This is a genomic window from Halobacteriovorax sp. BALOs_7 (assembly GCF_003612895.1).
Taxonomy (GTDB): Bacteria; Bdellovibrionota; Bacteriovoracia; order Bacteriovoracales; family Bacteriovoracaceae; genus Halobacteriovorax_A; species Halobacteriovorax_A vibrionivorans.
Genome location: NZ_CP027772.1, coordinates 957,818 through 983,610, shown reverse-complemented (window position 1 = coordinate 983,610; position 25,793 = coordinate 957,818). Strand labels below are relative to the sequence as shown.

At 34.9% G+C, this 25,793-nt stretch carries 21 protein-coding genes; 5 read left to right on the top strand and 16 right to left on the bottom strand.

Annotation, left to right across the window (positions count from 1 at the left end; genetic code table 11):
• Positions 1-8 precede the first annotated feature (8 nt).
• Positions 9-1,247 carry a glutamate-5-semialdehyde dehydrogenase gene (locus BALOs_RS04835; protein WP_115360929.1) on the bottom strand — a complete coding sequence of 413 codons (1,239 nt, stop codon included), beginning with the start codon at positions 1,245-1,247 and terminating at the stop codon, positions 9-11.
• The gene (gene proB / locus BALOs_RS04830; protein ID WP_115360931.1) at positions 1,231-2,388 is read right to left on the bottom strand and encodes a glutamate 5-kinase; all 1,158 of its coding nucleotides are present in this window, start codon (positions 2,386-2,388) and stop codon (positions 1,231-1,233) included. Before proB ends, BALOs_RS04835 begins: the two co-directional genes overlap by 17 nt.
• A 152-nt stretch (positions 2,389-2,540) precedes the next feature.
• Between proB and BALOs_RS04825 the strand changes: the two genes are divergently transcribed.
• From BALOs_RS04825 to BALOs_RS04815, 3 genes are all read left to right on the top strand, one after another.
• On the top strand, positions 2,541-2,816 hold the full coding sequence (locus tag BALOs_RS04825) for a PqqD family protein (RefSeq protein WP_162929553.1): 276 nt from the start codon (positions 2,541-2,543) through the stop codon (positions 2,814-2,816).
• 196 nt (positions 2,817-3,012) lie between these two features.
• Positions 3,013-4,467 carry a hypothetical protein gene (locus BALOs_RS04820; RefSeq protein WP_205570972.1) on the top strand — a complete coding sequence of 485 codons (1,455 nt, stop codon included), beginning with the start codon at positions 3,013-3,015 and terminating at the stop codon, positions 4,465-4,467.
• An 8-nt stretch (positions 4,468-4,475) separates the two neighbouring features.
• The gene (locus tag BALOs_RS04815) at positions 4,476-5,501 is read left to right on the top strand and encodes a succinylglutamate desuccinylase/aspartoacylase family protein (protein ID WP_115360936.1); all 1,026 of its coding nucleotides are present in this window, start codon (positions 4,476-4,478) and stop codon (positions 5,499-5,501) included.
• A 28-nt stretch (positions 5,502-5,529) separates the two neighbouring features.
• Here the strand turns inward: BALOs_RS04815 and BALOs_RS04810 are convergent, their stop codons facing one another.
• The 8 genes from BALOs_RS04810 to BALOs_RS04775 all read right to left on the bottom strand — a co-directional run bounded on the left by BALOs_RS04810 (position 5,530) and on the right by BALOs_RS04775 (position 15,494).
• A complete protein-coding gene (locus BALOs_RS04810; protein ID WP_120404458.1) occupies positions 5,530-6,471 on the bottom strand; it encodes a hypothetical protein in 942 nt (313 codons plus the stop codon).
• 12 nt (positions 6,472-6,483) lie between these two features.
• On the bottom strand, positions 6,484-7,755 hold the full coding sequence (locus BALOs_RS04805; protein WP_120404457.1) for a lysine N(6)-hydroxylase/L-ornithine N(5)-oxygenase family protein: 1,272 nt from the start codon (positions 7,753-7,755) through the stop codon (positions 6,484-6,486).
• Positions 7,756-7,764: 9 nt separating this feature from the next.
• Positions 7,765-9,486 (bottom strand): IucA/IucC family siderophore biosynthesis protein, encoded by a 1,722-nt coding sequence (locus BALOs_RS04800; RefSeq protein WP_120404456.1) that lies wholly within the window; start codon positions 9,484-9,486, stop codon positions 7,765-7,767.
• Positions 9,479-11,722, bottom strand: a complete 2,244-nt coding sequence (locus BALOs_RS04795) for a GNAT family N-acetyltransferase (RefSeq protein WP_120404455.1) — start codon at positions 11,720-11,722, stop codon at positions 9,479-9,481. Before BALOs_RS04795 ends, BALOs_RS04800 begins: the two co-directional genes overlap by 8 nt.
• Positions 11,715-12,926, bottom strand: a complete 1,212-nt coding sequence (locus tag BALOs_RS04790) for an MFS transporter (protein ID WP_120404454.1) — start codon at positions 12,924-12,926, stop codon at positions 11,715-11,717. Before BALOs_RS04790 ends, BALOs_RS04795 begins: the two co-directional genes overlap by 8 nt.
• Entirely contained in the window at positions 12,923-14,203 is a 1,281-nt protein-coding gene (locus tag BALOs_RS04785) for a PepSY domain-containing protein (RefSeq protein WP_162929552.1), read from the bottom strand. The genes BALOs_RS04790 and BALOs_RS04785 overlap by 4 nt, the downstream gene beginning before the upstream one ends.
• A 65-nt stretch (positions 14,204-14,268) precedes the next feature.
• Complete coding sequence (locus tag BALOs_RS04780) at positions 14,269-14,787, bottom strand: hypothetical protein (protein ID WP_120404452.1); 519 nt, start codon at positions 14,785-14,787, stop codon at positions 14,269-14,271.
• 257 nt (positions 14,788-15,044) lie between these two features.
• Positions 15,045-15,494, bottom strand: a complete 450-nt coding sequence (locus tag BALOs_RS04775; RefSeq protein ID WP_162929551.1) for an ankyrin repeat domain-containing protein — start codon at positions 15,492-15,494, stop codon at positions 15,045-15,047.
• 187 nt (positions 15,495-15,681) lie between these two features.
• Here BALOs_RS04775 and BALOs_RS04770 point away from each other — a divergent pair, with 187 nt between their 5' ends.
• Both BALOs_RS04770 and BALOs_RS04765 read left to right on the top strand, forming a co-directional pair.
• The gene (locus tag BALOs_RS04770) at positions 15,682-16,566 is read left to right on the top strand and encodes a hypothetical protein (RefSeq protein ID WP_115360953.1); all 885 of its coding nucleotides are present in this window, start codon (positions 15,682-15,684) and stop codon (positions 16,564-16,566) included.
• Positions 16,567-16,646: 80 nt separating this feature from the next.
• A complete protein-coding gene (locus tag BALOs_RS04765; RefSeq protein ID WP_115360955.1) occupies positions 16,647-17,159 on the top strand; it encodes a DUF2391 family protein in 513 nt (170 codons plus the stop codon).
• Here BALOs_RS04765 and BALOs_RS04760 read toward each other — a convergent pair whose 3' ends face one another.
• The 6 genes from BALOs_RS04760 to BALOs_RS04735 are packed head-to-tail and all read right to left on the bottom strand — an operon-like array spanning position 17,160 to position 25,791.
• The gene (locus BALOs_RS04760) at positions 17,160-17,642 is read right to left on the bottom strand and encodes a DUF3347 domain-containing protein (protein WP_162929550.1); all 483 of its coding nucleotides are present in this window, start codon (positions 17,640-17,642) and stop codon (positions 17,160-17,162) included.
• Complete coding sequence (locus BALOs_RS04755; protein WP_120404449.1) at positions 17,635-20,763, bottom strand: efflux RND transporter permease subunit; 3,129 nt, start codon at positions 20,761-20,763, stop codon at positions 17,635-17,637. The genes BALOs_RS04760 and BALOs_RS04755 overlap by 8 nt, the downstream gene beginning before the upstream one ends.
• Positions 20,756-22,102 (bottom strand): efflux RND transporter periplasmic adaptor subunit, encoded by a 1,347-nt coding sequence (locus BALOs_RS04750; RefSeq protein ID WP_120404448.1) that lies wholly within the window; start codon positions 22,100-22,102, stop codon positions 20,756-20,758. Before BALOs_RS04750 ends, BALOs_RS04755 begins: the two co-directional genes overlap by 8 nt.
• Positions 22,095-23,294 carry a TolC family protein gene (locus tag BALOs_RS04745; protein WP_120404447.1) on the bottom strand — a complete coding sequence of 400 codons (1,200 nt, stop codon included), beginning with the start codon at positions 23,292-23,294 and terminating at the stop codon, positions 22,095-22,097. The genes BALOs_RS04750 and BALOs_RS04745 overlap by 8 nt, the downstream gene beginning before the upstream one ends.
• An 8-nt stretch (positions 23,295-23,302) precedes the next feature.
• Positions 23,303-23,584: a metal-sensitive transcriptional regulator gene (locus BALOs_RS04740; protein WP_115360965.1), complete on the bottom strand. Its 282-nt coding sequence runs from the start codon at positions 23,582-23,584 to the stop codon at positions 23,303-23,305.
• Positions 23,581-25,791 carry a cation-translocating P-type ATPase gene (locus BALOs_RS04735; protein ID WP_120404446.1) on the bottom strand — a complete coding sequence of 737 codons (2,211 nt, stop codon included), beginning with the start codon at positions 25,789-25,791 and terminating at the stop codon, positions 23,581-23,583. The genes BALOs_RS04740 and BALOs_RS04735 overlap by 4 nt, the downstream gene beginning before the upstream one ends.
• Positions 25,792-25,793 lie beyond the last annotated feature (2 nt).

Genomic DNA, 25,793 nt, shown 5'->3' with positions numbered 1-25,793 from the left:
GAAATCTCCTAGCTTCTAATCTGACCATCACCTACGACTACATAACGAGATGTTGTCATCTGCTCAACACCCATTGGCCCGTAAGCGTGTAGTTTAGTCGTTGAAATACCAAGTTCAGCACCTAGTCCAAGCTGTCCACCGTCATTAAATCTAGTAGAAGCATTTACCATCACACAACTTGCATCAACACTACGTAAGAACGTTTCACAATTTTCTTGGTTATTTGAAACAATACACTCAGAGTGGTTACTACCAAACTCATCAATATGTGAAATCGCTTCATCTAAACTATCAACTGTTTTGATTGAAAGAATATTATCTAAATATTCTGTCGACCAATCTTCATCTTTAGCTGCAACAAAATCTCCCTTTGTTGCTTGAGAAAACTTTTCGTCAACTCTAAGCTCAGTTCCTTTTGCAAGTAAACGCTTAGCAATTTGATCATTAACTTTTGGTAAAATATCTTTATGGATTAGTAATGTTTCAATCGCATTACAAACTCCAGTTCTTTGTGTCTTTGCATTCTCAACAAGATTTACGGCCTTTTCAATATCAGCATCGCTATCAATGTACATATGACATAGCCCTTGATAGTGAGCAATAACAGGCATCTTAGCATTTTCAAAAATATGATTAATCAGTCCATGACCACCACGTGGTACAACTACATCAATTTCTTCTTTAAGAGAAAGAAGACCGTTTAATTGTTCACGACTATCTGATGCTAATACTGAGACTACATTCTTATCAACATACTTTGAAATTGAATCCTGAATAATTTGACCAAGAATCTCATTTGAATGTTTCGCTTCTTTACCACCTTTTAAAATAATGGCATTTGAAGACTTAAGAGCAAGAGCAGCACAATCGACAACGACGTTTGGTCTACTTTCAAAAATCATAAGAATTACACCAATTGGTACTCTTTGTTTCTTTACTCTAAGTCCTAAGTCATTTGTAAATTCATCATAGAAGCTACCGACAATTTCAGGTTGATCCTTGATTGTCTTTACACCTTTGATAATGTCATCAATTCTCTCATCAGATAACTTAAGACGATCAACCATTGCTTTATTTAAATCGTTCTTAAAAGCTTCATCAAGATCGAGCTGATTCTTTTCAAGAATAAGTTTACGATTTGAGTCTAGTCCTTTAATTAGGTCATCAAAGATTAAATCTTTTGTTTCTTTATTAAGCTTTAATAGTTGCTTTGAAGCTTTTCTAACTGTTTTAGCTAATTCTTTCATTTTTATTTTCCTTTATTATATCGTGTTCTAAAATTAAATTAATCGTATGAATGACTTCAATAGATGTTCTAAATCCAATTAAGTCTTCAATCTCATCACTATGGCGTCCTTTAATCTGTTCAACTTCAGTATTTCCATATTCACAAACACCTGAAGCGAATACTTCTCCATCACAGATAATATCCACGCAGTCTCCCTTATAGAATTCTCCGTAAACATCAATAATACCTTTAGGAAGAAGTGACTTACTCTTCTTAAGGGCCTTATAAGCACCGCGATCAACTTCGATGTAGCAATTTGGCTTCTTCATCGATAATAGCCACGCCTTTCTCTCTTCAGGATCATAAGCATTCTTAGGAGCAAAATATGTCCCAAGATCCTTAGTCAGTGGATCAAGAATAATGCGATCAGCATCAAGAGAGCTGATAATTGCCTTAATCCCAAGTGGTGTAATCTTTGTTACAGCATGAACTTTTGACTCCATCCCACCTTTACCGACAGCTGTTTTACCTTGAAAGTTAACCGAATCGAGAACGTCACTTCCAAATGGAACTTCTGCAATTCTCTTAGCATCAGGATAACCTGGGTCTTTGTCATAAAGACCATTAGTTGATGTAATCATTAATAATGCATCAGCGTTAATCATTTGCGCGGTCTGAGCAGCGAGATGATCATTGTCACCCAGAGCAATCTCAGTAAAAGAGATTGAATCATTCTCATTCAAGATTGGTGTAATATTGTTTTTAAGAAGAACATTAATATTCTGCTTAGCATGTAGATTTCTCTTACGATTTCTAAAGTCATCGTGAGTCAATAAAATCTGTGAACAAAGCTTTTCGTTCTCTTCAAATAATCTTGAGTAAGTATTAATTAATTTTGGCTGGCCAATGGCACTTGCTGAATGTTGAAGATCAATCTGCCCCTTTCGTGGTAGATGTTTCTTCAAAAATGACTTTCCAACACTAACGGCACCTGAACTTACCAGAACAACCTCAATACCTGAGTCAATTAATTCAGAAATATCCTCAACTAATTTTCTCAATCTTCTCGTATCTAAGTTACCGTTTTTCTTTGTTATTACGTTACTTCCGACCTTCACAACGATGCGCTTGACACCCTGCAGCTCTTTACGGAGTCTCATTAATTCCCCTTATCTTGGTTTAATAAGAAGATGCCACAAATTAAGGATAACCTAAAGTCAGTATATTACGTATTAGGTTTTACCAAACATAACATAGGGGCATTTGAATAAAAATATATGTGACGTATGATGTAGAAAACATGGAGGTATTAATGTTTATAAAAAGAGGAAGTATACAGCGACAGAGCAACGATACAACACCTATTCTGATTAATCCACAAGGTAAGCGCTATGAAGTGAGTTTTTTAGCTGCTTTCATTTGGGATCACCTCGATGGAAGAAGTCCGCTTCAAGAAGTTGTGACAGAAGTACAAAAAGCGGCCCGTATTGAAAAGCCAGGGCTATACAAAGTCGCTGAAAATATTGTTTCAGACCTTAAAAAGGTCGATTTAATAACAGAGACAACTAGTGAAATGAGTCAGCGTTAGTTCGCTAAAACTTACTCGTGATTTATATCGATTAAGGCCACACATTGTTGTGGCCTTTTTTATTTGCCAAGTATTTCCCTCAACATTTACACATCAGGTTAAATTAATTTTTATGAAATATAAAAATAGGTTTTCGCTGTCTTTCAATTTAAGACTATAATGATGTCACATATTTTATTTTTGAATTGGAGTAATTTTGACTACAAAAACAGTAACACTAAGAAAGGTTGAACGTATTAGACCTGATAACTTTGAACAAGAAGATCACTTTTATCCGAAAGCACTAAACTCACAACTACATCCACTAGTGAGTAACTTTTTAAATTTAGATCATGAAAGGATTATTAAAAGGTATAGTCACCTAAATCCTCAAATATGTACTGATACATTAAGAGATATACTTTCATACGAAACTCAGCATTTCTTTTGGGGAGGTTCAGACCTCTTCTATGTTACGACAGAAGCAGGTAACCGCCGTATGGTAATCCTTGAAACAAACTCATGTCCTTCAGGACAAAAGTCAATGCCACCTCGTACTGATGCTGATGAACACCGTGGCTATAAGTTTTTAATTGAAAATTCATTTATCCCAGCATTAAAGAAAAGAAAGAAGCGACTTCCAAAAGGCTCTCTTGCAGTTATTTACGATAAGAACTATATGGAAACTTCTGGTTATGCATCGACAATCGCTGACTTAACTGGAGAAGATGTTTATCTAATTCCCCACTTTCATGGTGAAGAGCAATTCATTACTTTTGAAGATGGTGTAATGCAACTTAAGCTTGAAACTGGTGAGATCATTCCAATTAGAGCAGCATTTCGCTATGTTACCCAGAAGCCATGGAATAGAATTCCTGCAACGACTAAAACATTTATTTATAACTCAACTCGAGTATGCTTAGCTGGTGGACGTAATAAACTCTTAGCAAATAAAGCGTATGAACTTTATAATTCAGAGCTTGCCGAATCAGGTCTTCGAATCAATATGCCTGAGACAATCAAAGATGTTAACAAGCTTGCCGTTCCACTATGGGTACAGAAGTTTGGAGGTAAGGCCGTTATTAAAATTCCTTATTCAAATGCCGGACAAGGAGTTTTTACTGTAACAAATCAAGATGAATTAGATGCATTTATGCAAATGGATTATCCATATGATCAATTCATTGTACAAAGCTTAATTGGCCACTATGAATGGAGTTCGACGAGTGAGCATGGTAAGTTCTTTCACATTGGAACTGTTCCTAATAAAAAAGGAAATATCTATATTGCTGACTTAAGGCTTATGGTCTACAACTCACCTTCAAAAGGTTTCATGCCTTGTGCAGTTTATGCGCGTCGAGCGAGAAAGCCGCTAGAAGCAGAGTACCCAAAAAATAGTTGGGATGTTTTAGGGACAAATCTTTCTGTTAAAACAGGTGAAAACCAATGGGATTCTGATACATCTAGACTCATGCTTATGGATAGAAAAGATTTTAACTCACTTGGTATTGGTACAGATGATCTAATTGAAGCTTATATTCAAACAGTTCTAACAATCGTTGCCATTGATAAAATGGCCCAGTATCTATCAAACAAGAAAGGTGGATTTAAGAAGAAGTTATTTAAAACACTTGATAATGATGAATCATTATTTAATGAAATTATGTTCTAGGAAAAGAAATGAACGATATAAGAATTATTAAAGCAACTGAAGAAATTGATATTAATAGCTATGAGCTGGGAGAAGTTCACAGACTTCAAATTCTTCTTTCAGACAACTCCATGGGGGTACCGTGGAGAATTCCAATCGTCATCATCAGAGGAGTTGAAGACGGGCCAGTATTTGGAATTACTGCGGCCGTACATGGTAATGAGTTAAATGGTATCTCCACAATTTTTAAATTAATTGAAGAATTAGATCCCAAAAAAGTTAAGGGAACATTAATCATGGTTCCTATAAGTAACGTTCCAGGCTACTTAAATAATCAACGCGCCTTTATTGACGGTGTTGACCTAAATCGAATCATGCCAGGAAAACTAGGTGGTAATACAAGTAATATCTATGCTCATTATTTTACGAGCAAGATTATTTCAAAGTTTGACTACTTATTAGATCTTCACACTGCAAGTCATGGCCGTGTAAACAGTCTCTATATTAGAGCTGATCTTGAAAATGAAGAAACAAGAACATTGGCCTTCCTGCAAAATCCACAAATTATTGTACAAAAATACGATGAAAGTGGAACACTTCGTGCTTGGGCAAATGACCAAGGTATTCCAGCTATTACAGTTGAAATTGGAAATCCAAATGCATTTCAACATACATTAATTGATGAAACCCTTGAAGGAATCAGAAACACACTCCGTTATTATAATATGATCGAAGGTGAAGTTCACGATATGGTTACAGATGCAACAATTTGCGATCATTCATACTGGATATATTCAACAAAAGGTGGAATTGTTGATGTTCTACCAAAATTAACTGATCGTATTAAAAAAGGACAAGTCATCGCTAAGGTATATGATGTCTTTGGACAAGTTAAAGAAGTTATCTGTGCAAACAAGAAAGGAATTGTCATTGGTAAGAATGTAAGACCTAACTGCGAAGCAGGAACAAGGATCTTACACTTGGGTGTTGATTTTATGGCCCCAGACCCAGAAGATATTCCAGGTCATGATGATTACGAAATTACAGAAAAATAAAAAAAGGGCCATTCATGTGGCCCTTTTCTTATAAATTCATATTTAATGTCAAACCTACATTCGTTCGATCAGCTCGTATATCCTCTGCGATAAAACGAATATTTGGCGCTATCGAAATATCACGATTGAAGAAATAAGTTCCTGCGATAGTCTGTTGCAATACTCGCTTTTCCATTTCACTCTCTCTTCTCATTTGATAACGAGAATAAATGTCAGAGATAAGTCGAATTGAAATATTTCTTCTCAGGTACATTTCTGTCGATAAACTGAGCTGGTAAGTTCTCTCTGTTTGATATGGTAGTAATGACATATCAAAACCCATATACTTTGTTTTTGATTTATTAAAAAAGTATTGTGTAAAAGTTGCTGATGCAGCGATATAGGCAAATTTAGCTATTCGATAGGCCATGGCCTGAGAAAAAGCTGCAGCACCTTCATACCCATAATCTTTTTCAGTACCACGAGTTACATGTTGGTATTTAACAAATGATACATTTTGTAATTCACCAAGATTATAAGTTTTAAAGTATGAGAGAACAGGATTATCAATATCTAATTCTTGTGAATTATCATCAAATTCTTTTTGAATAGTTGAAGTTGAGGCCGTGTGATTGGAATGAAATGGAGTTGCCATATACATACCGGCCTGCAGAGAAATATTGTCAGATTTAGTTAATCGATACTTTGCTCCAAATACACCAGAGATATTTGAAAGAGACGGTGTCCCTTGCGCATTTTTAATATTTGGTCTTTCAGCACTTGTTAGATCATTTATCGCTCCGCCTTTATAAGCGAATGTTGAATAAAATGACCACCTTTTTAAAGAGCCTGATAAAGTCTTAAGCGTTGGGTTTTCAATGACCTCTTCTTTTGTATCAAAAGATGATGCCTTTTTTACTTCTTTTTTTGAATTTGCTACTGGTGCAGCAAAAGTCATACTTGATACTAATATCAATGTTAAAATTTTCATTTTATACTCCATTTATTTAAAAAAGCTTAAAAAGCTTTCTCCTGTATTTTGTGTATTATATGTTGTCTCATTCGTTAAATCGTTAGCGATCATTGCAGATCTCCAAGACATCAAGCTTGTTTGAGGATCAGCTATACCGTGGCCATGGCGACTAAAATTCATTGTATAAATCTTTCCAGAATTAATATTTGTTAAAAGGCTATAGTCTTGATTAACAATCACTCTTCCTTGATGATCTTTTTGAATAACATCGGTTAATGAATCTAAGAATTTTGGTAGAACGCTTTTAAAGCCTGTTGCTAAAATAACAATATCTGCTTTAAATAACTCCTCACTTTCTGACATTAAATTATCAACTAATAATGAGTAATTACTTCCATTATTCTCTATACCTTTAAGCCAGCGCATTGGCGCAATTTTATATTCAGGTAACTTCTTTAAGTAAAACTTATCTAAATAAAGTTCATTATACATCTCTTGTAAATATTGAGGAGTATTGCCATCACTGGCCAGAAGCTGTGCTTGTGTATAGCTATCTTTTTGTTCTTGAGGTAAGGAATGAAAGTTTAAAACAAATTCAGGTGTGAAAATTTCATTTGTAAATGGTGCCTCATCTAATGGCTGTAGATTTTGTCGCCCACTTAATAAAGTTACACTCTCAACTCTGCCCCACATACCATTTAAAGAGTTTCTAAATGTCTCAACTCCAGTTTGTCCTCCACCAATAATAACAACTCTCTTACCTTCAAGATTTAAGTTTTTCATGTACTTTGATTTAGCATGAAATACCTTGTCAGAAAGATGTGACTGAGCACACTCTGGAATATTCTTAGTTGGCCCAGAGGCAACACAAATATTCTTTGAAAAATAAGAACCATCTTCTTTTATTACTTCAAATTTTTCACCATCATGTTTAATGTCAATCACATTAGAATTAAAGTCGATATCTTGGGCAAGTTTTTTTGAAACCCATTTACAATAGTCTTGAAATTCATAACGGTTAATGGCCTTACGATCCGTATTTAGGAAATGATAGAATTGTCCATTTTCCGTTAAATAATTTAAAAAGCTAAACTCACTTCTTGGATCCACAGGGGTAACTAAATCCTTGAGAAAAGATGTTTGCATCATAGCATCACCAAACATTAATTCCGGATGCCAGCTAAACTCAGATTTATTGTCTAGAAACTTTTTACTAACATTTTTAAGGGGATTTAATAATGCTGCTAAACTAAGATTAAAGGGACCTAAGCCTATACCTACAATATCATATGTCGTCTTCATCACTTACCTCTACTTATCCGACAAAAGGGGATTTTTTATATTATTACCAAGCATTGGCTTTAAACGTTGCGCTGTTTCACTGTAACCAGCAACAAATCGCACAGAATTAACCAATACTTTTTCAAATTCTACTCTTAATAAATTTATATTCTCACCTATATTCTTATCAGCTTGATAATTTGAGATCACTCTACCGAGCAAGTGATAGAAGTCTCTTTCTTTATAATCTAAGTTTTCTTCAACAACTCTTGAGAAGTAACGAAGAACCGTTACAAAATGACCTGTAATAAGATCATGGATTAAATACTCAGGGGCAAGCGTATCAAGAGAGACTCCAAAGTCCTCATTTATATGCTTAGAATTTGAGGCCATTCTAAAGTCGCCATGAAAGTCTTTTATAATTAACTTCTGAGGAGCTCCATTTTTTAAGATGACAATAGTATTCTGCCCATGAGCGACTAGTCCAAGTCCATGTTCGGCCTGAAGATGATAAAGAGGGATAACCACTGATTCAAAGTATTGTTTTAACCATTCTTCACACGTAAGTCTTGATTGTTTAATGTACTCAGCTACAAGGGAGCCCTTATCATTTGCAAATAATAAGGCGGCCGTTGGTATAGCAATTTCATTTTCCCCTAACTTTGACTCAACACTTTCGCGCCAAACACATCCTAATAATTCTTTATAACGATAAGATCCGCCAGAAATCCGATCAAACTCTGGCATTGGACAGCTAATCGCTGCGACTTCCTTTAGAACTATTACCTTATCTTTGAGAACATTATCGCTTGCGATGATCTTTTCAATTTTTTCAGATAGACGATGGCCATCCTTAATATATTTTTGAGGAATCCCTCTTACACACGAAGTATTAAGGATGGAAATCGCTAGTTTTAGATCATACTGACTCCCCTCAGTATCTGAAGACAAAGTACGAATAGATACTTGAGGGGTATAAGTTGACCCTAACTCTCCAAGAGAGATAATTATATTTTTATAGATAAGCGGCGCAAATTGAATACTGATATACTTATTCCATTGCCATGGATGAACTGGAACGAGTAAGTAATCATCAAAACTGAGATCATAACTTGCAATCTTTTCTTTGATTTCTTTAAGCTCAGTCTCATCAAATGAATCTGAATACAATGTTGAAAAAGCTAATTGTGTCTCATCTAGGCCCCAGATAAGATTGTTCTTTGCGATTGCGCACCAATGAACTTGATAACTATTACGTGACTCAGGAGCATATTTTTCTAATTCGCTCTTTCCCCATCCTAGACGTCCTTTATTCATAATGATTTTTGGATGCCCAGATAGGATTTGATCAACAGATTTAAAGTTATATTTTGCAATTTCTTCAATATTTATATTTTTTAATGTCTCATTTAAAATGAGATCACCATAAATTGTCTGGTTCCCTTCCTCAATAAATTGAGCAAGAGTATCATCAGACATTTTACAAATATCTTGAACTTCATAAAAGAAGTCTGCCAATGTATACTCTTTTACGACTTTACCATTACTATATTTTCTAAAGGATTCTTCTTCTATTTGGAGGTTATCCCAAACACTTATACGTCCAAGAAACGTATAATAAATTTCTTCAGATATCTTTAAATAGAAATGACTATGATTATATTCAATATCAAATAACTCTTCATACTGAAGTTCTTCAATGGCCTTTATAATAAGCTTCTTATGAAGATTAAAGAATTCATGACTATTCATTTGTACTCTCCATATTAAAAAGCTCTCGACTAGCTTTTAAGAGATTAGATCTTTTATGAGGAAAGTCGAAAACACCTTCATGAGACCAGCCAGGAAGTAGTTCAGCTAACTTTAAAACCTTTTTATTATCTTCACGTGGCTCTCCCCAAATACTTTGAGTGCGCTTATCATCTTCAAAGATAAACTTTGTTAAATGAAAGATAGATTCATAAACTGCTTTTGTTCTTAAGTACTTCTCTTCACCAATTAAGATATGAATTCCACGATCATAGATATTGGCATCACAATATGGGGCAATACGATCTTCAAATGCCCAATAAACTTCAAAATATCCTGCCTGTTGGCCATTGATATCGACAATTATAGGTAATTGAAATGGTGAAGACTTAAGGCCTTGAATATATTTTGCCAATTCATCTTTTGAGAAATTCATTTCCCAAAACTCATAGATATACTCTTTATTATGCCATTCATGGAATTTATCAATATCTTTATCTAAATCAAATGCACGAAGAGATATCGTTTGGCCAGAGTGAGTCTTGCACTCATAAAGAGTCCCTTGATATTGACGAGGTCGTCTTAGAAGAGAAACTATTGGGTTTTCGATTTGGTTATAAATATCCCAAGGGTTAGCTATTGTATTTTCATTAATATTAGTAATACAGCATCTAAAGTTTCCTTTTTGAAAAAGAGTTTCTGATTCAAGGAGAAATTTAAGAAAGGATGATTTTTTATATCCCTTAAAAATAAAATTTCTAAATTGATTTAAATGAAAGATCTCTGCTTTCTTATCTCCATTAGCGAGAGATATGATTGTATTAAAAACTGAATTTATTATTAAATAATAAGTATAAACCTTATTTACATCATCTGGATTTAAAATATTCCCCTTAGTCTTGCTAATAAAATCATATTTTTTGCCAAACTTCTCAACACTCTTAGAAGTGAAGCCAGTCCCCTGACAATCACGATAGACTGCACCAATAGGCAGGCCATCTTTCATTCTTAAGATAATATTTTGCATATGAGCACCTAGAAGTACTCCATGCTCCTCTGAGAGCTTAATAAACTCTCCAACTACATTTTCAAGAAAAGCTGAAAACCAATTCTTACGAGCTAAAAAGAAATTACCAGTTTCAAGTTTTAGGTTTTTAGCATTTTCTTCTACTAACGTCGTTAAGTGAGACTTTCCAGTATATGGATTCTCTTCGGCCAGTGTTGCTAAGAGTAGACAATTATCACTTGCAAAATTCTCTCGTAATTGAATCGTTGATTCTATTATTGCACTTCCATCATTATTTTTAAGTGCAACATAAAATGGCTCATACAGGACTTCAAATTTCTGGCTAAATTCATCGACCTTTTCATTTTTAAAAACAGTCTCCATTTGCATACCGCGAATGGCCTCTTGTGGCTGAAGATGACGAATTGAATTAGTGAGCTTTACATCCATTGAATACTTAACTAAGTACGGAGCATCTTTTGAATATAGTGATCGAAGAGATGAAAGGGCACACCATTTTCTTCTCCCCTGTGAAATTTTTGTGATAAGTCCACTTTGTAAGAGGGTCTCGACTTCATTCTTTTTGGCCAAACGACTCCATTGCCATGGATGCATAGGTATATAAATATAGTCCTCTTCAAGTTCTTCAAGGTCAAAATTGGCCAATTCATTCATGGCCTTATGAACATTTATAATGTCACCATTTGTATAAATGACAGAAGAATGGCACTTAAGCCAAATTAAATTAAACTCATTTTTAAATTCTGGTGAATATAACCTCATATCCTCTTTGTTCATTCCATTTTTACATTTTGGGTATGGATGAAACGGATGGCCTAAGAGCATCAATTGTTCACTTGAGAGATAGTCATCAATTATAATGTCTTTATTTTCATATTCTCTTAAAATAAGTTCCATATTATTTCGAGAGTTCAAAACATTATGAATAAATGATGTATCTACTTCATTAAATCTTTCACATAGAATGGGTAGCATTTCATCAAAAGAAACTTCCTCATTGTTAAACAAGATCTTACCTGAATAGCGGTGACCACCTAGCGGAGAATATGCAGCTAATTCAAAGGTCAAACAATTCAATTCATTGACTTCAACGATAAGTGCATCATTTGAAAACTTAATAAAATTCTCTTGTGAATAATCACGTGCCAAAGAATTAATAAGAGAGCGGATACTGTACTTATTTGCTAATATTCTTGGATTAGAGCTAATCATTACTTACTCCAACATAGGCTTTACTCAACTTTAGGCGAGAGTTTTTTACAATCATGTAAACAGAGAAAAATGTTAAAATTGAAAATATAAAAATTATATAAACGTCTAAATTAAGCTTAATTACTGTCCCTGCAGAGATGGCCCCAATAGCATTACCTAACGTTTGATAAAAACTTATCTTACTTGCCACAATACTTTTTTTATCTGTGACATATTGTCCATAAATAAATCCCATATAATAAACTGGGATGATTGCCGCTGCGATTGCAAATAATAAAATGAAAGCAACTAGAGTTGTGATACTAGTAATTAGTGTAAATGCATAAAAGCTAGCAATGAGTGAGACAACACCAAAAGTTATGAAAATGTATGATTCAAGAAGTTTATATTTTTTTATTATAAATTGAATAAGGACAAGACAAAGTGTAGCTAAAGTTAAAGACCAATAAATAGTGGCCGACTGTTTTGTTGCCTCTTCAAATATAGAACTTACAGCTTTTGTAATTCCTGTATTATAGAATGATGATATAAGAGTAAAAAATAAAGGAATTAAAAACAAAGGCTTAAACCTTACTTTCTTATCTTTTATTTCATCACTTTCTTCTTTGTAGTCTTTTTCACAAAGAAGAATTCCTTTTCCTGCTCGCTCCCATCCATTCAAAGATACTGCAATAATGAATACCATTAAGATCACTAAACTCATACTTAAGTTAAATGCGAATACACCACCTAAAATTAATCCAAAAAGACGGCCAATATTTAAGAACATTGTTGTATTAAGAACACCATCGCTAGATTTAGTGTGAAAACGTAAATTAATTAATTGAGAGAATGGAACAATGCTACTTGCAGTTGAGGCATGGATAATTCTTGATATGATGAATAGCCCAAATGCAGCGATTGGACTACTCACAAGAAATGCCAGTAAGAGAAACCCATAAGAGAAGAAAATCCCAAAGAGTCCCACTCGATATACCGTAACTGGACTTAAACTATTAAATAAATTTCCCCAAACTCTTGTCATCAAAAGAAAGTGAAAAATTGAAAGTCCATAAAAAATAATAATTGTCGTAATATTTAAATTTGTTGCTTCTGAGATCATTGGAAGAAGTCCCAACAATATCATTTGTGAAGCGCCAAAGATGAAGCATAATAAGGAGATGGCCTTAACAAATTTATTATTAATTTGAACTTGTGAACTCATGAGACTTCTTTCCTTACTACTTTATCTTTTAGACGAAGAGTAAAGCTAAGAATATCCTTCCATGAAATTCCTAAGTAAATAAGAAAGAGTCCACTTAGTGGCCAATTATAATCAGAGGAAACAATGAAAATAATAAAAATAAATGCGCTTGGTAAAACGATCTCATTTAAAGAGATATTCACATCATTTAAAGTCGAGCCATCATACATTTTTGATGTAGAACTAAGTAATCGTTTTCTAAATAAGAAAATATAAATTCCACTGATTGGAATAAATGAAATGACTAATCCTAAAATACTCCAAATGACTTTTAAGATCACCCCACCATAATCACCGAAGTGTAGTGGTTCAGATAGAATAAGTAATTCTAGATACCAAGGTAGTGAAACAGTTCTAATTAAACTTCCTGTGATAGCATCAACATAAGCAATTTCATGATGATGCTCTTCATTTTCCATAAGAATCACAAAGTGATTTGGAACTGAAAATTCATTATCTGGAAATGAGATAAAGTCATATTCAAGATGTGGCAGCTTTTCTTTTAGCTCATCATAGATATCTAAAACTGAAACATAAGTGGCATTTTCAATAACTCTTGCATTTTCTTGTTGGGCACGGACATTATCTCTTAAGAAGAGCCCTATCAGTGTACTATTGAAAGCAAGAATTGTTCCTGTAAATGTCACGATCAATAGCCAAGCACATGTCTTAACTCCAATTATCTTATGGAAGCGACCTAAGAGAATTCGAGAATTCATATTCCTTATATTTCGGTAGAATTTATTAGAAATAAGAGCACCACTAATAAGTGCAATTAAAAAGAAAAGACCCATTAGTCCAATTAAGATCTTCCCCTTACCTCCTAGGAGAAGTTCTCGGTGAAGCTTTAGAATGAAATCGATAACTTTATTAGAAGTTTGTGATTTAACAAATTCCTTATCGATTGCATTACCTGCCATATCAAATTTAAGACGTGTGGCACCTTTAAACTTTTCGATACCTGGCTCAGTTACTCTGGCATTAATATCACCATCATCACCTTTAAAAATAGAAAGAACTTTCTTACCTTCATACTTAGTGGAAATGAAATTTTCAATTTTTGAAAGAGATGATTTTTCTGAAATAAATGACGTTCTTTGTTCAACAGCTTGTACAGGTGCGAGCTCGTGTCTCCATACCAACACAACACCAGTAAGTCCTAAAATTAAGAAATTCACGGCCAAAACAAGGCCAAGGATTCTATGTATTTTTAAAAGTTTTCTAATTAATGAGCTCATATCTAAAATAAAAACAGGGCCGATCAAATTTCTTTGAAGGGCCCTGCTTCATATCAAGGATTTTTTTATAGTCTTTTATAAACCATAAAATCGATTCCAATATGTGTTGCACCAGCTCCACAAACTTCAGCAGCTCCAGCAGCAGGAACCATTAGTGTTGCGTGGTGAGGGTGTCCCCAGTATAGGTAGTCATTGTACTCAAGCTGAGAATCAAGGATTGCCTTACCTTCTGAACAGTCAGCAGCGGCATCAACTTTTGAGAAAGCTCTTGATTCAAGAAGTTCGATTGTTGACGCATCGTTATCAGCAAAAAGAAGTGAAGAGTAAGAACATTCAACACCATTTGCATTTTCAAAAGTTGCTTTAATTAAAACATTATCAAGTGTGTAATCAGTCGATAGGTCACCCCATACTACATTCATCCCAGAGTGAGATGAAGGTGCATTTGTATACTCAGAGTAAGCTCCACATACATAACCTTTGTTAGCAGCAAGCCATCTCTCACCTTCAAGAACTAAGTCAGTTTGAGCAAAAGCTGTAATTGAAAGTAATGAAACAAGTGCAATAAGTGATTTTTTAAACATGTTATTCTCCTTAAATTTAATACTTTTGTTAGTATGGAGAATAATTATCGCCAACAGTTTGATATGTCAAACAAATATCAGCAGCACTAAACAAATGATTACATACTCAAAATAAAAAAAGGAGGCCAAAACCTCCTTTTTTCATAAAATCAGATAGTTATAATCTTCTCTAGCTTAATATAATTGTTGTAAATAGTGTATGAACTCGCATATGGTCCTCCTTTTTTATGTGACCAGTATATGAGTTGATATAATTACTAGCGAATAATTTCTTGGAAGAGCTGTTTGAAGGCACCTAAATAAGCTTTGAGTTCCGACTTTTTAGAATGCCCATATGAAGACAAGTAAAATATTATGTTGCGGCGATGAAAAGCGTGCGCCCAGTCATAGGCCGTCATCTTATTTGAATTTTCAATTTCAATATAAGATCCATTTTGAATCAGTAATTTAAAAAGGCTCAAATCCCCTTTTTGTGCGGCCTTCATAAGAGGTGTATTGCCAAGATGATCAAGACAATTCGGATTTGCACCGGAGTTTAACAATGTGTGTGCAAACGAACGATGCCCATTTTCAACAGCGACGTGAAGTGGTGTTTGGCCTTTTTGGTTTCTTACCTCTAAATTAATCTCTGATACAGAAAGTAATAAAATGCTCAGCTCCTGAACATTTCCTCTCTGGGCCCATTTAAAGATTCGCCTATCACTCATTAACATCTCCCTAAAATAAAATTTTAATCACCTGTATAGGAAGAAGAAACTTAATTATATTAAATTTAGCGCGGAACGCATCATCGTATTTTATTGAATATCAAGGTTTTGTTAAGAAATTATTTGATCTTTTACGTCGTTCTTTAGACAATAGTACCCTAATTAAAAACATACACATGGAGTGAAAATGAGAAATTTAGTTAAAAGCTCAAAGCTACTTATGCTTCTTCTAGCAGTGGCAATGGCAGCACCTGCTCAAGCGCAAGAAGAATCAAACAAGGAAGACATTGATAGTGAAATTACAAACGCAAGACTTAGAGCACAGTCTGGTTCAAAGTCTGACTACTCTTTATCTCTATCAATGGGATACAACGGTGGTACACTAGATGATATCTTTGGTGAAGAGAGACCAGATATCTACGGTGATCCAGAAACAGAAACAAAAACATCTTTTGGTGGTTCATTCTCAGGAAGATACCGTTTCAACAAAAATGACAGTATGACTGTTGGTGCAGGTTTTTCTGTACTAAACCCATGGGGACATTCAGAAGGTAACGTTGATAATCCATATATCGGTTACTCAAGAATTTACAAAATTGGTGACTTCCAAACTTCAACTTCTGCAGACGTAACTTTTGGTACAGCTGAATCTTACAAGAATGTAGACCTAAGACAAGTTGTAAGTGCTTCACACAATATGATGAAGAACTTTGAAGGAACTAACCTTACTATCGGTGCTTCAGTTTCATTAAGTGCATACTTCTATGGAAATGAGCCAGAAACAGTAGTTCCAAAAGATGCTCTTACTGAACTAGCAGTAGGTTTCTACCCACAACTAGAGTACAGATTCAATGATATGTTCTCATTCAGAACAGTATTTGGTTACTTCAACTACCAAAAATCAAGAGGTGAAGATTCAAACTTCTTAAGAGCATATGAATACCAATCAGTTGGTGTAGGAATTTCTGTAACAAGAGATATCTACGTATATCCAAATATTCAGTTCCTTGCTGATGATCTTGACTCAGACAAGACAAACTTTGCAATCTCTGCAGATATCAATATTCTTTAATCAAGTTAAAGTTTATACTTAGGCCCGCTTAGCGGGCCTTTTTTTTTGCCTAAATTCTATCTTAACCTTATAATTTAATTATGAATGTATTTAAGGGATTAAAGAATACCCACACAGAAATAAAACGTATCAACGGTTACTTAAAAGAAGTCGTCACTTTCCTTGATGACTCTGGAAAACCAATGGGACATGTAATAAACCCTCTTATGGTTGAATTGCGCTTAAGAGATATTACCCAAATCTTTGTTGGGGCCTTTCTTGTTGCTTCTCCTCTGTGTTTCACAGAAGAGGTCTGGACACTTAGTGAGACTCTCCCCTTTCAAAATATTTACTATTTATTTGCCGCATCTATTACGACAGTAACGTTCTTTGTGTATTTTAACTTTTATCGTTTTAAGCTTAAGGGAAATGTCATTGAGTTCTTAAAGCGTATTTTTGCCATCTACTTTATTACGACTTTAAGTGTTGTTATGATTTTATTTTTGATTAATAAATTTCCAGTAAAGACAGACCATATACTTGCATTTAAACGTACTGTAATTATCGCCTTTCCAAGTATATTTGGTGCTGCCGTTACTGATTATTTAAAATAATTAGAAGCTTGTATCTTTACTACCACAATGAGGCATATTAGCAGCGTATGGGTTGTGTACTTTTTCTTGCTTAGAAGAATTCTGTACCCACTTCTTCTTAACCATAGGACATGAATAAGCGTTATACTCGCTTCCTACATCATAAGTATTAAGAATATAGATAAGTGCCATTGAGATCGTATGATAATTTTGTCCATTCTCATCTTTTGTCTTATTAGCTTTTATTTCATCAAGCTTAGTCATTGAAAACTTCAATAACTTCTTTATCTTTTCATGTGAGACCTTACTCATTGCATTCTTAAGCTCTTGGGCCGAGTCAGCAACACTCTTAGCATCATACTTAAAGAAGCTTGCGTGCAGCTTCTCATTGGCCTTTAAAACATTCACAACTTCTTCTTTCTGTGCCGATGTTAAGCTTTCTCTTACATCTGCAAATGCTAGAAAATTAAAAAATACTGAAAATAATGTAATTAGTTTAAACATTTTCTTCTCCATGAGTGATTTCTTTTATACGTCTTTCTTCAAAGTACGAGTATGTAATTGGAACAATGAATAGAGTAATTAATTCAACTAACATTCCACCTAATGTTGGAATGGCCATAGGCTTCATGACTTCAGAACCTGTACTCGTTGACCACATAATTGGAAGTAAGGCCACAATAGTTGTAGTTGTTGTCATAATAAGAGGTCTAATACGTCGTGAGCCTGCATTACTTATGACCTCTTTTAATTCTTCCCAGTTTTTAGGATTAATTTTTCGATTCTCTTCTTGAAGATACGTCATAAGAACAACACCATCATCTACAGCAATTCCAAAAAGAGCAATAAAGCCAACCCAAACTGCAACAGAAGTATTAAACCCACCAATCCATAGAAGAATTAGGCCACCAGCAAATGCAATAGGTATTGCACTAAAGATGATACCTGCATTTCTTAAGTTCTTAATTCCTATATAGATGATAAGTAGGTTGATAAGTAAGGCCAACGGAATTAAAAGCAAAAGCCTCTGATTTGAGCGAACTTGATTTTCATATTGTCCGGCCCATGAAAGAGAGTACCCTTTTGGAAGCTCGACCTCTTTAGCAATTTTTTCTTTTGCCTCTTCCACAAAGCCTATGAGGTCCCTATCTTGAACATTTAATAATACCAATGACTTTAGCATTCCATCTTCAGATTGAATCATAGCAGGACCAGTCACAATCTCAATTTTTGCCAACTGCTCAAGTGGTATATGTTGACCTAGAGGACTTGGAACTAAAACTTTCTTTAGTTCATCAATTCGATCCCTTAGTTCTTTTTTATAGCGCACACGAATCGGAAATCTTTTTCTTCCATCGTAGAATTGACCGATTGTCATTCCACCAATAGCAGTTTGTAATATTCGATTAATCGTTCCAGTATTTATACCAAAACGACTTGCAGCGATTCGATCGATATCAAATTCAATATAAGGTTTACCAGTGATCTGTTGAGCGTAAACACCACTTGCACCTCTCACCTCTTCTAATTTTCGTCCAATTTTATTACCAAGTTTTTCAAGAGTCTCGAGATTATCACCAAATATTTTCACACCAATTTGTGTTTTAATTCCTGTGGAAATCATCGAAATACGGTTTTCTATTGGAAATAACCATGCATTCACAAGTCCTGGAACCTGAATCTTTTGATCGAGATCATTCATAATATCATAAATGGATGTACCACTAGGCCATTCATCTTCAGGAATAAGCTTAACAACTGTTTCAAACATAGCGACAGGCGCTGGGTCAAGCGCAGTTTCAGCTCGCCCTAATTTCCCATAAGCATCTTTTACAAGAGGGTGCTTCTTTAATTCACGATCAGTATAAGCAAGTAATTCACGGGCCTTTGTCATACCAACATCAGCTGTCGTTACTGGCATATAGAGGATCTCTCCCTCATTTAAAGAAGGCATAAATTCCTTACCTAATTGAGTCAGAGCAAAACCCCCCAGAATTAGAATGATGACAGGAAAAATAAAAAATACTTTTCGATTATCAAGAAACCAATCTAGTACTGGTTTATATGTTGAGACTATTTTCTTACTTACTGGGTTTTTCTCAATTGGCCTTAAATCACCTTTTAGAAAGTAAACACTTAATGCTGGTACGAGAATAATAGCAACAATGACAGATCCAAACATTGCTAGAGTTTTTGCCCATGCAAGTGGACCAAAGAGCTTGCCTTCACTACCTTCTAATCCGAAAACCGGTAAGAATGTAATTATTGTTGTTGCCACAGCTGTTAAGATAGCAGGCCCAACTTCTCTAGCAGAGCTTACAACAATCTCAATTCTTTCATTTTTTGTGAGCTTATTTCCTTTTTCAGCAAGTGAAGAGTAAATACTTTCAGTCATGATAATTCCCATATCCACCATTGAACCAATGGCAATAACGAGACCTGAAAGACTCATAACATTTGAATCAATCCCTAATAACTTCATTAAAATAAAGCTAATTCCAACACCAAAAGGAAGTGTTAGTGAAACTAAAATAGATGATTTAAAATGTAGTAAAAAAAGCAGGATAATAACTACTGTTATAACAATCTCTTGTGCTAGAGCACTGTAGACAGTTCCAATAGTTCTCTCAATAACCTCAGTACGGTCATAAAAGGAATTAAGCTCAACTCCTTTTGGTAAACCAAGGCGAACTTCTTTAAGTTTTTCTTTTACATTATCAATTACTTCTTTAGGGTTTTCTCCAAAGCGCATCGTAACGATACCACCAACAGACTCTTGTCCGTTCTTATCGAGGGCACCACGTCTAAATGCCGGTCCCGTTCCAACTCGGGCCATGTCTTTAATTCTTATGGGAGTATCTTTTTTTACATCAACTACAACATTTTCAATGTCTGAAATTGATTTAAAAAATCCCTTTCCGCGTACAATAAACTCTCTAGCTCCATCTTCGATGACTTCGGCCCCAACATCAATATTACTATTCTCAATCGCTGAAATGATTTTAGTAAGATGAATATCATATGCAATGAGCTTATTTGGATCCACATCAATTTGATACTCTTTAACAAAGCCACCAATACTTGCAACTTCACTTACACCATTTACACTTTGAAGAAGATAGCGAACATAGAAGTCTTGTAGAGTACGAAGTTCTTCTAACGATAATGGTTTTGAGTTCTCAGGAGTATTTTCCAATGTATACATATACACTTGGCCAAGTCCTGTTGCATCTGGTCCCATTGCAGGAGACACACCAGTTGGAAGCTCATTCTTTGCAGACGTAAGTTTTTCAAGAACACGTGACCTCGACCAATAAAAGTCAATTTCATCATCAAAGATTACGTATATCGTAGAAAAGCCAAATGCAGAGGTTCCTCGAATATTCTTAACTCCAGGAATACCTTGTAACATAATACTTAATGGATAAGTGATCTGTTCTTCAATATCTTTTGGTGATCTTCCGGCCCATTCAGTGAAGACAATTTGCTGATTTTCTCCAATATCAGGAATAGCATCGACTCTTGCCGTATTGAGACTAAATATAGACAGAAGTCCAATTAAGATAAATATAAGGACAACAGCTACACGATTACGAATGGATAATTCAATAATTCTCTTAATCATTCATATCCTCATAGCCACCAAATAATTGTGCTTGTGCATCTAGTAGGAAGTTGCCCTCAATAACAACTTCATCACCTTCTTTCAGTCCTGATACAACTTCAACATAACCTTCTGACTCATGACCTGTATTAATAATTATCGATTTAAAACTTCTATCCGATTCTTTAACCCACGCAACTTTTCTCTTACCAGTATCAATAACTGCCGAGCGTGGAATAACAAGAGGCATCCCTTCTAAATTAAGACTTATTTGAGCGTTTGCAACCATCCCAGGTTTTAATTTTCCATTCTTATTTTCAATTGTTGCCCTAACTTTAAGTGTTCGAGATGTTGAATCTAGTACAGGACTAACAAAATCGATTTCACCAGTAGTAGTCTCACCAGGAAGGGCAATAAAATTTAATTCTACTTTTTGGCCAATTTCCACTAGTGCAGAGTCTTGCTCATAAACATCAAACTCAACCCAAACATCACTTAGGTTTGATAATTTAAAGAAGTCCTGCCCCTCTTTGAAATACTTCCCAACTGTTGCATTTCTAGTTTGAACAACTCCAGTAGCAGGAGAATAGATCGTGATATTCTTAGGAATTTTTCCGTTTCTGGCCCATTGCTCATATTGTTTCTTTTTAATACCCCATAGCTCAAGACGCTCACGACTTTGATGGTAGAGGTCACGAAATTCACGACTTCTATTCTTTAGATATGTACTCCTAGCAAGAATATACTCTTCACCACCCGTTATTAGTTTAGGACTATAGATATCAACAACAGGGTCACCGGCCTTAACAAAACTACCAGTCGACTTCACATATACCTTTTCAACTCGCCCATCAATTCTTGCAGGAATATTACTTTCCTTTTCTTCTGACTCTAAAACTTGCCCAAGAAGTCTAATCTTCTTTGTCATCTTCATTGTCGTTACAGGAAAAAAAGATGGAGTGAAGTGATCGAGTTGAGATTTTCTAAGCTTAACCTTACCAACAACGGTCGCAGCTTCTTGCTTATTCAAGTCCACCTTTACCATCGGTGTACCATCTAAAGGACAAACCTCTTCCTTCTCACTTGTAACTTCAGGAAAGTTCTCACATGCCCATAATTCTTTCTTTTCAAGCTTGGCCTCTTTATCAGTGGCGTGATCGTGTTCCACCTCTACTTTTGTTAAGTTCATATGACAAATAGGACATTTACCTGGCTTATCCTCTTTAATTTGAGGGTGCATTGAACAAGTATAGTAAGTTTCAACTTTTTGTGACTTACTTGTTTCAACCTCATTCTTACTCTGACAAGAACTAAGAAAAGAGATAAATCCTAAGAAGACAATAATTAAGACCTTATTCATATAAAGATTCTCCAAGAGTATACTTTAAGTCCACCTTTCTCATTGAAAGCTTTGACTCTAAAGCGACCTTCTTTAATAATATTTTTTGTAATCGAATTTCACTTTGTAATAACTCAACGTAAGTACTATTGCCTAACCCATATGACTTCGATGTAATTGAGCGGGAATTTTGAGCAAAGTTTACGGACTTTTTTGATATAATACTTAATTCTGCATTCAGTTTTGCGATATCATCTTTGATAACTTCAATGTCACGACTTTTTTTCAACTTGTAATCATCTAATTGTTTAAAGGCCACATATCGATTGGCAACAGCTTCCCCTTTCGCGCCAGACTTATCGTCTGATACAGGAATTGGAAATGTAATTTGTGCACCAATAAAGTCTCCATTATTATCGACCTCATCAGATCTGATCGTATACCCAACAGATACGGTAATATCAGGGATATAAGCGAGCTTTGATTGTTCTAGTGAATATTCTTTTGCCTTTAGATTTTCCTTTAAAGAGCTTAAGCGAAAATCCTGGCCTTCAGTTTTACTTGTATCAAGAAGCTTCCATGGCACTGATTTATAGTTAAAATTTAGCGCCTTATTACCTACCAGATACTTAAGCTGAGATTTATTCTGCTTTATTTCAAAGTTTTTATTACTAATTTCACTTTCAACTTCAGACTTTCTTATTTGAATATCTAATAAAGCTTGTTGGGTAATTCGGCCATTAGAGTAGAGTTTCTTACTCACTTTCAACATCTTAGAAATCCAAGATAAATTCTCTTTTAATATATCTAATTCGTTATTAATCCTTTTATATTCAATAAGATTTGCCCAAAGACTTTTTGTTAAGGCCTGTTCGAGATCCATTGCACTGTAGTTGATTGACCTTGCTTGTGCGCTTTGACTTTCACCGGCTTTTCCATATTTATTAGATAAAGCTATTTTTTGACCGATTCCAAATTCCAGTCCAGACATTGGCGTTTGATCAAACTTAAGAGAGTCCACAGGAAGATTTTTTGCAGCAATCTTAAACATTGGATCACCCCATGAAGCTTGCTTCTGAGACTTTTCAAGTAAAGATTTTGCACTTCCTTTCATGGCCTGAAGGCTATTGTGATTCTTTAGTTCTTCTACTGCTTCATTGAAAGTAAAAGCAAAAGTTGAGCAACTCAATAATATGATCAAATACTTAAACATTGAAACTCCTAAGACTTGGCAGATCTTTTAAGTAATTCCATGATTTCATCTATCTTTTCTTCTGATTCTTTAGAAGATCCTGATTTAAGAGCATTTATCACACAACTATTAAGGTGAGACTCTAAAATGACTAACTCTAGTCCCTTCAAAGCACTACGAATTGATTTTATTTGTGTAAGAATATCAACACAGTATTTTCCATCCTCGATCATATTCTTAATGCCTCTGACCTGACCTTCAATACGATTTACTCGAGTCAGTGTCGCCTTATGGTCTGGGTGTTTACTCATATCAACTTCCTTATTCTTAAACTATTTGTAACAACTGAAATACTACTAAGTCCCATTGCAATACTTGCAAGAACTGGTGGCATGGCAGGGCCTCCAAATGGAACAAGAACGCCTGCAGCTACTGGTATTAATAATGTATTATAAATCATCGATAGGAAGAGATTTTGCTTAATGATTTTCATTGTACCATTAGCAAGTTCAATAAACTCTACCGCTTTAACTATATCGCCTTTAACAATTGTAACATCAGAAGCACTGATTGCAACGTCTGTTCCAGTTCCCATGGCCATGGATAGATCAGCTTTAGCTAAAGCTGGGGCGTCATTGATTCCATCCCCAATCATTGCAACTTTTCGCCCCTTGGACTGTAATTTTTCAACTTGTTTGGCCTTTGCAATCGGTAATGCCTTAGAAATATAATGGTCGATTCCAATTTCTTCACTTACACTTTTTGCAACTTGCTCGTTATCTCCTGTAATCATCCAAGTTTCGATTCCAAGATTTTTAAAATGATCAATGGCCTCTTTTGCACTTGGCTTAATTTCATCACCCACGATCAGAGTTGCGATATGAGTCTTATCCTTAGCGACAAAAACAAAACTTCCTACTTTATTTGAAACAAGATTAGAGTCCCTTTTAATTCTCGCATCATCAAATAATGCTTCATTACCAATATGGTATTCAATATCATCGATTTCAGCGATTAGCCCCTTTCCTTTAATAACTTCAAAGCTATCTGGTTCAGAAAGCTCAATATCACTTTCTTTAGCAAAGTTAACAACGGCCTTAGCTAGTGGATGTTCCGAAAATTGCTCAATAGAAGCTAAATGAGTAAGTAGTTCTTTTCTGTCACTCTTATCTAAGTAGACCTCATCAATAACACTAGGCTTTCCAAAAGTTATTGTTCCTGTTTTATCAAAGATAATTGTATCAATTTTTACGGCCTTCTCTATTACTTCTCCACCACCAATTAAAAGTCCTTTTAAAGATGCGCGACCAGTTGAAACAACAACGGCCGTTGGAGTTGCTAGTCCAAGTGCACAAGGGCATGCAATAACAAGAACAGCAATAAAGTTTGAGATTGAATTACCCCATTTAGGTTCTCCACCTAAGAAGTACCAACTAATAAATGTGATAATTGAAATAAGTATAACTGCAGGAGTAAATATACTACTTATGCGATCTGCATATTTTTGTATCTCTGGCTTTGACGACTGAGCATCTTCTACAAAACTAATAATCTGAGAAAGAAAAGTATCATTACCAACTTTACTTGCCTTATACTCAACGACATTGTCGTCATTTATTGTTCCAGCAAAAACATCATCATCAACAGTCTTACTAACAGGAATTGGCTCTCCTGAGATCATGGATTCATCAATCGAGCTTTTCCCTTTTGTAATCACGCCATCGACAGCAAATTTCTCACCTGGACGAACTCTTATGATATCTCCTACAACAACTTCACTAATATCAATTTCTTTAAAAGTATCATCTCTTAAAACATTTGCCTTCTTTGCAGATAACTTAAATAGGTCATTTAAGGCTTCTTTAGTTTTCTTCTTTGCTCTTTCCTCAAAATATTGACCTAAGTAGACAAAAGAAGTGATAAATCCTACTGCTTCAAAATAAACTCTTACAGTTAATCCCATCTCTCTTGCATGGCCAGTAAAGACAGTAATAAAAACACTGTAGAGAAATGCCGCACTAGTACCTAAACCAATGAGCGTATTCATATTAGAGCGACCACTCGTTAAGAATTGAAAAAGTGATCGTTGAAATTTCAGACCAATCCACGCCCATACAGGTAGAGTCAAAAGAAGCTGGATATACCAATTTGCTTTTTGATTAGGCCAAGATTTGAAAGGTCCCATCTCAAAGAGGAAAACAGAGATTGCCAGAATAATCCCAAACAAGAACTTATAAAAATTATCTTTTTCAATCGTCTGTTTAGAATCCTCTTGTTGCTCACCTTCAATATCAGATTGAATTGAATAACCTAAATCGACGATTTTATCTTCAATCTTTTTCAAGGTCTCCTGATTATCAAATTCAAAGTGTCCACTTTCAACAGCGTAGTTAACACTACTAGACTTTACGCCATCAATCTTTGCAACTTCTTTCTCAATTGAAGAAGCACAACTAGCACAATGCATGCCTGAGATTTTAATATTTATATCCTGTTGATTCACATTTTCACTTTGCATTT